We start from the raw sequence: 12345 nt of genomic DNA on the forward strand, positions 1-12345 counted from the left end.
TGGTGCGGTGGAGAGTGCGCGCCCTGCGGTGAGCGCGCTCTGTGGGGGGTGTCAGTGCCGAGCCGCAGATACCTCGACCGGCTCGGGAATGTGCCCGGCGACGAGCCGACTGCGTGTGACCGTCCGACGCTCCAGGGCGCTGGAAAGGACGGCGAGGACCAGTGCGGAAGCAGCCAGTGCGGCGCCGACCCAGTTGGGTGCGGTGTAGCCGAGACCGGCGACGATGACGAGGCCGCCGAGCCACGCCGAGAGCGCGTTGCCGAGGTTGAAGGCGCCGATGTTGACGGCGGAGGCGAGGGTCGGGGCCCCCGCCGCCTGGTCGAGAACCCGCTTCTGCAACGGCGGTACGGTCGCGAAGCCCAGGCCACCGATCAGGACGATGGTGACGGCTGCCGCGATCTTGTTGTGGGCGGTCAGGGTGAAGAGTGCCAGGACCACGGACAGGGCGCCCAGCGACACGTACAGCATCGGCATCAAGTGGCGGTCGGCGAACTTACCGCCGAGCAGATTGCCCCCGACCATGCCGAGCCCGAAGAGGACCAGCAGCCAGGTGACGGAAGACGCGGAGAAGCCGGCAATCTCGGTCATCATCGGCGTGATGTAGGTGATCGCGGCGAAGACTCCGCCGAAGCCCAGAACGGTCATCGCCATGGCAAGCAGCACCTGCACATTGCGGAACGCGGCCAGCTCATGACGGAGCCGCACGCCTTCGGCCTTCGGCTGCTCGGGCACCAGCCTGGCCACGCCCAGGAGGCCGACGACTCCGAGGGCCGCGACGATGAAGAACGTGGTCCGCCAGCCGACGCTCTGCCCGATGTAGGTGCCGAGCGGTACGCCGACGACATTGGCGACGGTGAGGCCGGTGAACATCATGGCGATCGCGCCGGCCTTCTTCTCCGGGGCGACCAGATCGGCTGCGACGACCGATCCGATGCCGAAGAAGGCACCGTGGGCGAGCGAGGCGATCACTCGCCCGGCGAGCATCACGCCGAAGACGGGAGCGACGGCGGACATCACATTGCCCACGACGAACAGCCCCATCAGGAGCATGAGCATGCGTTTGCGGGTGACCCGCGTACCGAGAACCGTCATCAGTGGAGCGCCGAGTACGACGCCGAGTGCATAGCCGGTGACCAGGAATCCTGCGGTGGGAATCGAGACCTGGAAGTCCGCAGCGACCTCGGGGAGCAGCCCCATGATCACGAACTCGGTGGTTCCGATACCGAATGCCCCGATGGCGAGGGCGAGGAGCGCGAGCGGCATGGGTTTCACCTTCCCAGGAGATTGCGTCTGCGCCTTACGAGCGTCCACAATAATTGCATACGCGATTAATTGCAAGCGCGGGCTATTGCAGACGTCCTCTATCCTGGAGGCAAGCGGCTCCGCACGGAGGAGAGACCATGACAGCGACGGACCCTGCACTGACTGCCCTCTCGCAGGGCTGGTGCGCCCTCTCCCTGCTTCACGGCAAGATCGAGTCCCGTATCGAGCGGGCCCTGCAGTCCGGGCACGGGCTCAGCGTGCGGGAGTACTCCCTGCTCGACGTCCTGAGCCGACAGCACAACGGCCCGGGCGGCCATCTGCAGATGAAGCAGGTCGCCGACGCGGTCGTGCTCAGCCAGAGCGCCACCACCCGTCTGGTCAGCCGCCTCGAAGACCGCGGGCTGCTGACCCGGTATCTCTGCGACACCGACCGCCGCGGCATCTACACCAATGTCACCGATGCCGGCCTCACATTGCTCGCCCAGGCCCGGCCGACCAACGACGCGGCGCTGCGCGCCGCCCTCGACGAGGCGGCCAGGAACCCCGAGCTGGCCCCGCTCGTCACGGCGGTCGAAGAGCTGAAGGTCCCCGCGTAGGCCGCCTGAACTGCGTAGTCTGCCGATCATGAGCGATCTGGAAATACGCCCTGCGGCCCTCATCGACATCCCGGCCGTCGTGGCCATGCTCGCGGACGATCCGCTGGGCGCACAGCGCGAGTCGCCGGACGATCTCGCCCCCTACCACGCCGCCTTCCAGCGACTCGCCGATGACCCGAACCAGCACCTGGTCGTCGCCGTACGCGAAGGCAGTGTTGTCGGGACCCTGCAGCTGACGGTGATCCCCGGGCTCTCCCGGCGCGGCTCGACCCGCTCCGTCATCGAGGGCGTCCGTGTTCATGCCGATGAGCGCGGCAGTGGCCTCGGCACCCAGCTGATCCAGTGGGCGGTGGACGAGTCCCGGCGCCAGACATGCCAGTTGGTCCAGCTGACGTCCGATGCGACCCGGACCGATGCCCATCGCTTCTATGAGCGGCTCGGGTTCACCGCCAGTCACGTAGGCTTCAAGCTCGCTCTGTGACCGCAGCTCGGAATCCACAGAATCCGACGGACCGAAGGAGCGCTCGGTGCACGCCATCTGCGACACGCAACGACGGGCCAGACTCGGCCGACGTCACCTCCTGGCGCCCTCCGTGCGGGTTCCCTCTGCGGTGTCCGTGGCCGACGCGGTCGTTGCCCTGCACGCCACCGACGCGGCCACTGTCATTCTTTCCACTTGTGCCCGGCTCGCCGAGGCCGGCGTGGACACAGTGGAGCGGGCTCTCTACGAGGATGTCTCTCTGGTCCGGCTGCTCTCCATGCGCAACACCCTCTTCACGGTGTCGAGCGGGCTCGCCCCGTATGTCGACGCGTCGAACGCCCGGGCCGTGGCAGCCAAGGAGCGCCGGACCTTCCTCAAACACCTGCGGGACGACGGAAACGGACTGGACGAGAGCTGGCTCATCGAGACGGAGAAGGCGACCCTGTCCGCCCTGACGGCGCGCGGCTCGGCCACCGGCAGCGAACTGTCCGCCGCCGTGCCGGCGCTGCGTACGAAGATCACGGTCTTTCCCGGTAAGAAGCAGGAGACGGTGCAGGGTGTCGCCACCCGTGTTCTGCGGGTGCTGGCAGCCGAAGGCCTGATCCGCCGGCACCGGCCGCGCGGCTCCTGGACCTCCAGCCAGTTCCGCTGGACGACGGCTGAGCCATGGCCCGCCCAGGAGCTCTCAGAGGCACAGGCTGAACTGGCCCTGCGCTATCTCCGCTCGTACGGCCCCGCGACCGAGGCAGATCTGAAGTGGTGGACGGGCTGGGGTTTCGGCCAGGTACGCAGTGCTCTGGCAGCCACCGGCGCCGAGAAGGTGCGGCTCGACAGCGGCGCGACGGGCTGGATCTCCCCGGGGGACACAGAGCCCGAACCGGCCCTGGAGCCGTGGGCGGCACTGCTTCCCGCCCTCGACCCGAGCGCGATGGGTTGGGCCGATCGCGGTTTCCATCTTCCGGCCGAGCACCGGGCGGCACTCTTCGACCGGGCCGGCAACATCGGCCCGACGGTGTGGTGGAACGGCGAGATCGTGGGCGGCTGGGCTCAGCGCGCCGACGGTGAGCCGGTGTGGCGACTGCTGTCCGACGTCGGCCGGGAGGCCACCGCCGCGATCGAGGCGGAGGCGTCCCGGCTGTCGGAGTGGGTGGGGGAAACGCGGATCACTCCACGCTTCCGCACGCCGCTGGAAAGGGAGTTGACGGCCTGAGCGGGCCACGTCGTCACGTTTCACGTGACGACGTGACGACGTAACGCTCAGGCGCCGAGGCCCCGCCAGCCCTCCGCGTCGACCCCACCAGGAACGACCGACTCGGGATCGTACGGTTCACGCGTGAAGACGAACGATCCCAGGTCGAGGTGGCTCACGCTGCCGTCACCGGCCTTGACGACGCGGAGCGTTTCCCCGGCGTAGTACCCGTCCAGGCCGATCCAGCTACCGTCCGGCTGCGCGACGAATCGGGCACCGCGGCCGTCGCCACGCAGCGGCCCCAGCTCCAGACCCCGGTCTGCAGTCAGGCGCAGGACATTCGGGCGTGTGCCCCAGTACCAGAATCCGGTCAGCGCGAGAAGTTCCGGGTCGGCCTCGGGCAGCGGGCGCCACGGCTCAGGGATGCGCGGCTCGGCCTCAGCGACGATCTCCACGAGGTCTGCGGCTATCGTAGCGGCGAGCGGCCCGGAAGTGGCATTGGTGAGAACCACGGCGGCTGCATCGTCCTCGATGCTGAACCAGAGCGTGGCCAGGAACCCCGGCAGCGAGCCGGTGTGCCCGAGCAGGGTGCGGCCGCTCTGTTGTACGACCTGCAGGCCGAGACCGTAAGCCCCCTCCCCGGGACTGGACGCGGACGGCGCCGACTGCGCGCGCATCTCCTCCACCGAGGCAGCGCCGAGTACCCGGTCGTCCCCCTCGGCAAGGAAGGAGGCGAACCGGAGAAGATCGGTGGCCGTGGACCAGAGCTGCCCGGCCGGTGCCATGAGACCGAGGTCCTCCGCCGGTTCGGGAAGCATGACATCGGCCCACGGGTGGACGGCCCAGCCACCCGCGTGCGGCGCCTGTGGCTGGGTGCTCGTACGACGCATGCCCAACGGTTCCAGGATCTCGCGCTGCAGCACCTCCGCCCACGATGCGCCACGCACCGCCTCGATCAGCGCCCCGAGCACTGAGTAGCCGGGGTTCGAGTAATGGTGACGCCGGCCGGGAGGATGCATCCGCGCCTGCTCGCCGAGGACATCGGCGAGCTCGGGGCGCAGAGTTCCCGGCGTCCGCTCCCACCAGGGCGCGGGCGACTCGGCGCTCAGCCCCGCACTGTGGCCCAGTAGTTGGAGGACGGTGACCCCGCCGACGCCTGTCCCCGGCAGGTGCTTTTCCAGCGGGTCGTCGAGATCGAGCAGACCCTCGTCACGCAGCCGCAGGACCAGCACGGCTGTAAAGGTCTTGGTCAGGGAACCGATCCTGAACTGCGTATCGGAGTCGGGGGCGTGACCGTCGACGCAACTGCGCGATGCGTTCCAGACAATCCGGCCCCGGCGCTGCACCGCAGCGACGAGCGAGGGCGTACGGCCTTCGACCTGTGCGGAGGCGATGCGGTGCAGCAGCGCCCGCTGCGTACCGGGAAGCAACTCTTCTGAGGAATAGGTCATGGTCAACAAGTACCGGCACAGCGAGTCGGCGGCGACCCGATTTCGAAGCCCGCGGGCCTGGGGGTCAGCGCTTGCGGCTGTACGTCCTGACCAGTACTCCGCTGTCGAAGGCGGCCACCGAATCCAACATGAACTCCGTGGCCGCAAAATCCGATCCGAACATCGGCATACCCGAGCCGTAGACCAGCGGATACGTCTTGATCACGAGCTCGTCGATCTCGTCGAGCAGCTCCCCCGCGAGCTGTGAGCCACCGCAGAGCCAGATCCCGAGGCCGCTCTCCTCCGCCTTGAGTTCCCGCACCCTGCCGACCACGTCGCCGGAGACGAGTTCGACGTTCGGGTCCGGAGACTCCTTCATGGTCCGGGATGCCACAAGCTCACGCAGTTGGGCATACGGGCTGGTGATGTTGACGTCCAGGGCCAGTTGGTAGCTGGCCCTTCCCTGGATCACGGTGTCGAACTTCTGATTCCTGACGCCGTGAAATCCCAGCTGCCTGCGGCCTGCGGTCGAAACCGTCTCCGGATACTGGGACTTGAGGTAGTCGAGAAACTCCTTGTCCAGGAACCGGTACATGGACGACGCATCGCCGCTCGGGTCACCGATGAAGCCGTCGATGGAGCAGGCAATGAAGTAGGTCAGCTTTCGCACAGGATCCCCGTTCAATGTGGCGTTGGCTCGGACATGTGAAACACTTCATTCATAGTGCTTCACATGTAGTGGTTGCGCAAGCCCCTTTCCGCAGAGGGACCGAAGGAAGAGGAGACACACATGGTCAGGAACCCGGAGCGCAGAACAGCACTCGTCGATGCCGCCATCGAGGTGCTGGCGCACGAGGGTGCGCGAGGGCTCACCTTCCGCGCGGTCGACACACGGGCGGGCGTACCGGTCGGGACTGCGTCCAACTACTTCGCCAACCGGGACGACCTGTTCATGCAAGCCGGCGCCCGGATCACCGACCGGATGACACCGGACCCGGCCGGAGTCGAGAAGGCGATGCGCCCGGCTCCCTCGCGTGAGCTGGTCACGGAACTGATGCGATGGCTGGTGCAGCGCATGGCCGCCGATCGCACCAGCTACCTCGCCATGCTGGAACTGCGCCTGGAGGCCACCCGGCGCCCCGCCCTCCGCGACCGGCTCAACCGGACCTTCCGCGCCAATCTGGACGAGAGCGCCCGCTTCCACCGGGAAGCGGGACTGCCGGGCGACGCCGACGCCTTCCTCGTGCTGTATCTCGCCATGACGGGCCTGCTGCTGGAGCACTTCACGCTGCCCGACGTGCTCACCGGGGGCGACACCGACGACGGTCCCCACACCGATGCCACCCTGGACCGGATTGTGGAGACGGTGGTCACTCTTATCATTCCGGCGAGGTGAGCCGCCCGGACAGGGCAACAAATGGCAGGGGCTGCACTCCCAGGACGAGAGAGCTGCCCCTGCCATGCGGCATCGCGTCTACCGATCGAGCTGGTAGAGAAGCGATGTATGGGTCGGCAGACAACCGAACGCGTCGTTGATCGCGCGCATGGGCCGGTTGCTGTCGGCCGTGTCTGTCAGCAGACCGGCGAGATGCGGGTGGCACTCGACGGCCTGCCGGATCACCTCGGCCTTCAGCGCCGCGGTCGGGGTCGGTCAGCGGGGTATGCGAATCGACAAGATGTCTCTGTCATGAAGAAGCGGCTGGTGGCATGGCAGTGCACGAGTTCGGGTGCTGACGGCTCCTGAGCATGTGCTGCACACCTCCTTGTCGATGACGCCGCTCCGCGCGCGGGACGGCCCAGCAACCGTGTCCATCGCCCCGGTCCGCCACAACGGCGTTCGTCTGCTGCCGAACTCACCGTGGCACGCCCGGTCGACATGGGTTCCGGCCTGCGACGCGGGCGGACAAAGAACGACTGACGGCGTGCTGTCGGCCGCACCGACCGAAGCGGGCTCGCGTCCTGGAGGGCGTCGCGCGAGGTCGGGAAGGCCACCCGCCTCGCCTTGATAGGGCACCGAACGGCGGCCCTGGAGTGCTTCGACCAGGAGCCGGCCGGACAACTGGCCCGCATGACGCTGCGCACCAGGGCCGACGCCCCATCGACCCGGCGCCTACCCCTCGGCAACCGGCCGGTAGGTGCACACCTGTACGCCCGCACCGTTGGTGACCGTGGAGACCAACTCCATTGGGCGCAACGCGCGGTCGCCGGGGAAGATCGTTTTCCCGCCGCCGAGGATCACCGGCATGATCATAAGTCTGAGCTCGTCGACCAGGCCCTCGCGCAGCAGGGTGCGCACGAGCGTGGGGCTCCCCATGACCAACAGGTCGCCTCCATCGGTCTCGTGCAGCTCACGGACGCGGTCGACGGCCTTGTCGCCGGGGATGCGCGTGCTGTTGTCCCACGTCAGCACGGCATCGCCCAGTGTCTCGGACACGACGTACTTCGGGATGGCGTTCATCCGGTCGGCGAACGGGTCCCCGGCTCGCTCGGGCCACGCCGCGGCCATGGACTGCCACGTACGGCGCCCGAACAACAGCGCCTCGGCCTTGGCCAGCGCGTCATCGAAAGCACCGCCCACCACCTCCGGATCGAAGAACCGGTGCGACCAGCCGCCGTGGGCAAAGCCACCGTCGGTGTCCTCGTCGGGTCCACCCGGCGCCTGCACGACGCCGTCCAAGCTCATGAACTCACTGATCACGATGCGCACGGGACTCGCTCCTCTTCCTCAACCGGGTCTACTGCAAGAGAGACTCCGGCTCCCCTCCAAAATCATCGCTCCCGCTCCATCCCGCATTCGCCACGAGGCGGAAGGGGGTGAGCCGGCGACATTAAGGACCCGTGCAGGTCTCGCAGCTCGCGGCCTAGAGCGTCGCGCTGACCAGCGGGTTCTCGGCCTGTCTCACACCGTGGCCAGACGCTCTTGTCTCAGGACGAGTGGCATTTCCTCTTGGCTCGCGTCAGGCGTCACGACGGCAGAGCCGTGAGGTGCTGGCGGGCAGTCTCCCAGACCTCCTCAAACTGGTCGGGGGCCAGTTGCTCGGGGTGGTGGACTTCCCGTGCCGAGAAGGGAAGTTCAGCAGCAGCGCATCCACGTCGTCACCAGCCCATGATGGGGCTTCCGGTCTCAAGGACGGGATCGCGGACTTTCCTCGCGGGCCGCGGTCACGTGTGACAGCGGCCCGTTGGAATTCCCACCGGAAGCCAGTTGCCGGGAGACGACTGGCCGCCGACGATCACGGGGTGTGACGTGCTTCTCCCGACGGAGGTCGGTGCTGGAGACGTCTGAGATGCGTCAGCTCTGTTCGATCCGAGTGAGGAGTCCCCGCTGGAAGTCCACGTCCTCAGCCGCGGCGCTCGCCGGGTGGGTCGGGTGTTCCGTGCGGCGGTCAGCCGAGCCAGCGGCCTTCGCGCATGAGGTCGCGTCCTCGCAGCTCGTTCGCCTCACGCCAGGCCTGGATGCGCTGCGGCCGGATCAGGAAGTACTGGTAGGGCTCGTCGAGTTCGCGCGGGTCGAAACCGGTCTTGGTCGCGAACGCGTCGCCCGTCCTGAGGGCGAGGTCGGCGATGTCCACCGGCTCGGCGGTGCCGTCGACGAGGACGACGTCGCGGGTCGGCCCGAGACTGAGTCGCACCCGGCCGTCCGCCAGCAGGTTGCGGCCGGTGACCGAGGCGCGCGGCGTCGAGACGAGGAAAGCGGTCCCGTCCCAGAGGTACGAGAGCGGGACGAGATGGACGCCGCCCGGAGAACCCGACGTCGCGGCCCAGAGATCGACGTCGCTCTCCAGTTTCGCGCGAGTGTCCCGCAGCCTCTCCTCAAGTCCACGCGGCGGCGCGCCCGTCATGCTTCCTCCAGTCACTTCGTGGAGAGCCCTTCCTTCAGGGGACGGGCTCCGTCGGTCATCGGTCGGTTCACCGGGGCCGCGGGCTTCGCGGACGTCACGGCCTCCAGCGCCCTGACGGCCTCGCGCACACCGCCCTCTCGTGGGCCCTGTGGACCACGAAGCGTACGTATGTACGTATCTGCTCGGCGGCGACAGTACCCGAACCCCATGGCCGGCGAGGCGGGCGGTCCACTCGGTCCGAGTGACGACGGTGATCGGCCGCGGCGGGCGCATCGGTTCGGCACCCGGACCGCCGCGAGCCCGGCGGCTGTCTCGTGACCGGCGACCAGGCAGGGCAGGCAGGGCAGGCAGCAGTGACACATCAGAGCGTGGGTGCCGGCGATGCGGCCTCCCATGCAAACCCGTCCGGGTCGGTGAAAGGCCCTGCATCGCCACCGATCATGAGCCGGTGCGATCCGGTGCCGTCGGGAGAGACGCCGACGTCCTTGGCCAGAGCACGGCGCCTGTACAGCGCCAGCTTGACGGGACTCGACCCAGCAGCGAACTCGACGTACATGCGGCCGAAGCTCTTCGCCACGGCAAGGTCTTGGTCGACGTAGAACCGCTTGCTCGCGGCTACGTCCGCGACTCCCAGCAGGAGCACGATCTCGTCGACCCGCCGGGTGGCAGGGCCGGTGTCCTTCTTCGCCGAGGTCGCGACCTTCCAGATCGTCCCGTCCGGGGCCTGTACGACACCGCCGTAGCCCCAGAACGACTTCGAGGCGGGCTTCAGCGGCGTGGCGCCGGCGCCGAGGGCGGCGTCGATGAGGCTGTTGACGGTGGCCGGCTGGGACACCGTGAGCGCCAGCGTGAACCCACGGAAGCCGGTTGTGGGGGCCTCCGAGGCCCGCAGGCGTATCTGCGTGTCCAAACCGAAGGCGGCAGTGTAGAAGTGGTTGGCGGCCGTGGGGTCGGCCACGTCGAGGGTGACGGATTCGATGGATGCCATGGCCATCACGCTAGTTGCGGCTCGGCGCCCGTCGCTTCTTGATTCCTGATCGGTCTGGTCACCTGTTTTGCCACACACGGCGGCATCCCCGCCGCAACGCCTGTTGCGCGGCGCCGGTAGGCGCTGGGCGGCATGCCGACCAGCTCGGTGAAGCGGGTGCTGAAGGTGCCCAGCGATGAGCAGCCGACCGCGAAGCAGACCTCGGTGACGCTGAGGTCGCCACGACGCAGCAGTGCCGTCGCGCGCTCGATGCGACGCGTCATCAGGTACGTGTACGGCGACTCGCCGTAGGCCAGCCGGAACTGGCGGCTGAGGTGCCCGGCGGACATGTTCACGCCGCGGGCGAGCGCCTCGACGTTCAGCGGCTGCGCGTACTCCCGGTCGATCCGGTCGCGGACGCGGCGCAGCCGCGCGAGGTCGCTCTGGCGCTGCGCCGCGGTGCGTGCGCGCCCCCACGAGGGGTGACACATGAGAGAACTCCTTTTCATCGATGTCCGCGAGCACCTGGGTTGCATGCCGAGGCTGGCGGCAAGGTGCTCGATGGCGATGACCGGCTTGCCGGAGTCGACGAGCAGGCCGAGCAGACCGAGCAACTGCTCGACGGCGTTGGGATGGAGGCCGGTGGTCGGCTCGGCAAGGATGCAGACGCCGCCCTTGTTGGCGGCCGGCGTGCGCTCCTCGGCCTCGGCGGCCGATATCGCGAGTACCTCTGCGATGATGCGGCCGCCGAGGGGTGGTCGAGGACAGCGGCCTGGAAGCGCCGGCCGCCGTCTTCTTCGCAGGTGGTCGCGACGTCGACCGTCATGGCCGAATCGTTGACCGGCCGGCTCAGCGAAGCTCCTGGATGCGGACCAGGTTGCCCGCGGGGTCGCGGAAGGCGCAGTCGCGGATGCCGTACGGCTGCTGGGTCGGCTCCTGGACGACCTCGGCGTCACCGGCCTGCACCTTCTCGAAAGTGCCGTCGAGATCCCGGGTGGCCAGCAGGATCCAGCCGTAGGTGCCCTTGGCCATCATCTCGACGATGGTGCGGCGCTCGTCCTCGGTGACCCCAGGATCGGCGGCCGGCGGCGCCAAGAGGATGGACGTGCTGGGCTGGCCGACGGGGCCGACCGTGATCCAGCGCATCTTTCCCTGTCCGACGTCGCTGCGGACCTCGAAGCCGAGTGCGTCGCGGTAGAAAGCCAGGGACGCGTCCGGGTCTTCATGCGGGAGGAAGCTCGTGTGAATGGTGATGTCCATGATGCTCAGGCTAAGTGCGGCTCCCAGACCCGCGCTTCTCGATTCCTGATCGATCCGGCCACCACGACTATGCGCTTCGCGCGCCGCGATCGGCGGCCCCGGAAAACGGTTCGACAGCTTTACCGGGTCCTGACACAGTGGCGCACCATGGCGAACTTCGAGCTTGTGACCGCCGCGGACGTGCAGCTCATGCAGAGTCTGGCACAGCGTGTCACCGCCACCCGCCCGGACCTGGTGAACAGCGACGCGTCGTTCGGCGAGCTGGCCTGGAACTGGGGCAAGGGGCACGCCAGCGACGGCGCAAGCTGGACGCGTCGGCTGTGGTTCTCTGGCGGGGATCTGGTGGCGTGGAGCTGGGCCCATCTTCCGCACCAGGTGAGGCGGAACGACGGGTCGGTGAAGGACGTCACCGGCGCCTATCTGGCGTATCAGGTCCATCCCGACCATGCCGGGCTGGTTGACGAGGTGATCGACTGGTACGACGGTACGGCGGGGGACATCGAGCGTACGGTGATACCGAGCGGCGCCGATGAGTTCGCCCTGAAGCGATGGGCGGCGCACGGCTATGTGACCGACCCGGCCTCGCTCGGCGACACCGGGTCCTGGACCCAGCTCAACGAGCGGGACCTCACCGACCTGGAACAGCCGGTACTGCCAGACGGATTCCGGTTCCGCACCGCCGACGAGGCCGGGCCAGAGGCCGCGGTCCAGGCCCATCTGGACGCCTGGGCTCCCTCGACGTACACGGCCGAGAACTACCAGGGCGTCCGGCAGACGGCGGCGTACCGCGGCGACCTGCACATCCTGGTGGAGGCGCCGGACGGAACGATGGCATCCTCGACGATCATGTGGCTCGACGAAGCGAACAAGACCGCTGAGTTCGAGCCGGTCGGGACGCATCCGGACTACCGGCGTCTGGGGCTGGGAAGGGCGATGCTTCTGCACGGGATGCGTCTGGCGCGGGCGGCCGGGGCCACTCATATGACGGTCGCCTGCCTGGGTGCGCCGGGGCATCCCCAGGCGCGCGGGCTGTACTACAGCGTCGGGTTCCGGAAGTTCACGCGGGACGCGCCGCTCATCAAAACCACGACCGTGGGCTGAGGACTCGTCGTTCGGGTAGTCGATGGTCAGGCCACGTCGGCTCGGGCGACGACCTGACGTAGGCGGGCGCCGTCGGCGTGGCGGGGAAGCCTCAGCACTGAAGTTCCCCCTCTGAAGTGGACAGCCTGATACTGGGACGGATGGGTCCCGGAGGAAGCAGTCCAGGTTGAGTGGCAAGAGCAACATGAGCAAGCGGTACACGTCGGAGTTCAAGCG

The 12345-nt window shown here is 68.2% G+C and carries 13 protein-coding genes; 5 read left to right on the forward strand and 8 right to left on the reverse strand.

Translation table 11 applies throughout. The features are described 5' to 3' along the window. Positions 1-51: 51 nt before the first annotated feature. Positions 52-1263 carry an MFS transporter gene (locus tag AB0I23_RS15175; RefSeq protein WP_359109635.1) on the reverse strand — a complete coding sequence of 404 codons (1212 nt, stop codon included), beginning with the start codon at positions 1261-1263 and terminating at the stop codon, positions 52-54. A gap of 137 nt (positions 1264-1400) precedes the next feature. Between AB0I23_RS15175 and AB0I23_RS15180 the strand changes: the two genes are divergently transcribed. The 3 genes from AB0I23_RS15180 to AB0I23_RS15190 are packed head-to-tail and all read left to right on the forward strand — an operon-like array spanning position 1401 to position 3550. After that, positions 1401-1859 carry a MarR family winged helix-turn-helix transcriptional regulator gene (locus AB0I23_RS15180; protein WP_359109636.1) on the forward strand — a complete coding sequence of 153 codons (459 nt, stop codon included), beginning with the start codon at positions 1401-1403 and terminating at the stop codon, positions 1857-1859. Between the two features lie 28 nt (positions 1860-1887). Continuing rightward, positions 1888-2340 carry a GNAT family N-acetyltransferase gene (locus tag AB0I23_RS15185; RefSeq protein ID WP_359109638.1) on the forward strand — a complete coding sequence of 151 codons (453 nt, stop codon included), beginning with the start codon at positions 1888-1890 and terminating at the stop codon, positions 2338-2340. A 46-nt stretch (positions 2341-2386) separates the two neighbouring features. After that, a complete protein-coding gene (locus tag AB0I23_RS15190) occupies positions 2387-3550 on the forward strand; it encodes a winged helix DNA-binding domain-containing protein (RefSeq protein WP_359109639.1) in 1164 nt (387 codons plus the stop codon). A gap of 47 nt (positions 3551-3597) precedes the next feature. On the opposite strand, the gene AB0I23_RS15195 is transcribed toward AB0I23_RS15190, so the two are convergent. Together AB0I23_RS15195 and AB0I23_RS15200 are read right to left on the reverse strand one after the other, a co-directional pair. Further along, positions 3598-4980 (reverse strand): serine hydrolase domain-containing protein, encoded by a 1383-nt coding sequence (locus AB0I23_RS15195; RefSeq protein WP_359109640.1) that lies wholly within the window; start codon positions 4978-4980, stop codon positions 3598-3600. Positions 4981-5044: 64 nt separating this feature from the next. Continuing rightward, entirely contained in the window at positions 5045-5629 is a 585-nt protein-coding gene (locus tag AB0I23_RS15200; RefSeq protein ID WP_359109641.1) for a dihydrofolate reductase family protein, read from the reverse strand. 120 nt (positions 5630-5749) lie between these two features. Here AB0I23_RS15200 and AB0I23_RS15205 point away from each other — a divergent pair, with 120 nt between their 5' ends. Then, on the forward strand, positions 5750-6355 hold the full coding sequence (locus AB0I23_RS15205) for a TetR/AcrR family transcriptional regulator (protein ID WP_359109642.1): 606 nt from the start codon (positions 5750-5752) through the stop codon (positions 6353-6355). Between the two features lie 714 nt (positions 6356-7069). Here AB0I23_RS15205 and AB0I23_RS15215 read toward each other — a convergent pair. The 5 genes from AB0I23_RS15215 to AB0I23_RS15235 all read right to left on the reverse strand — a co-directional run bounded on the left by AB0I23_RS15215 (position 7070) and on the right by AB0I23_RS15235 (position 11028). Next, a complete protein-coding gene (locus AB0I23_RS15215; RefSeq protein WP_359109643.1) occupies positions 7070-7666 on the reverse strand; it encodes a dihydrofolate reductase family protein in 597 nt (198 codons plus the stop codon). A gap of 679 nt (positions 7667-8345) precedes the next feature. Next, complete coding sequence (locus AB0I23_RS15220) at positions 8346-8801, reverse strand: pyridoxamine 5'-phosphate oxidase family protein (protein WP_359109644.1); 456 nt, start codon at positions 8799-8801, stop codon at positions 8346-8348. A gap of 361 nt (positions 8802-9162) precedes the next feature. After that, on the reverse strand, positions 9163-9789 hold the full coding sequence (locus AB0I23_RS15225; protein ID WP_359109645.1) for a glyoxalase: 627 nt from the start codon (positions 9787-9789) through the stop codon (positions 9163-9165). A gap of 5 nt (positions 9790-9794) precedes the next feature. Then, positions 9795-10259, reverse strand: a complete 465-nt coding sequence (locus AB0I23_RS15230) for a helix-turn-helix transcriptional regulator (protein ID WP_359109646.1) — start codon at positions 10257-10259, stop codon at positions 9795-9797. A 358-nt stretch (positions 10260-10617) separates the two neighbouring features. Next, entirely contained in the window at positions 10618-11028 is a 411-nt protein-coding gene (locus AB0I23_RS15235; protein ID WP_359109647.1) for a VOC family protein, read from the reverse strand. 147 nt (positions 11029-11175) lie between these two features. Here AB0I23_RS15235 and AB0I23_RS15240 point away from each other — a divergent pair, with 147 nt between their 5' ends. Next, complete coding sequence (locus AB0I23_RS15240; RefSeq protein ID WP_359109648.1) at positions 11176-12129, forward strand: GNAT family N-acetyltransferase; 954 nt, start codon at positions 11176-11178, stop codon at positions 12127-12129. The last annotated feature ends 216 nt before the right edge of the window (positions 12130-12345 follow it).

The organism is Streptomyces atratus (assembly GCF_040655115.1).
GTDB lineage: Bacteria > Actinomycetota > Actinomycetes > Streptomycetales > Streptomycetaceae > Streptomyces > Streptomyces atratus_D.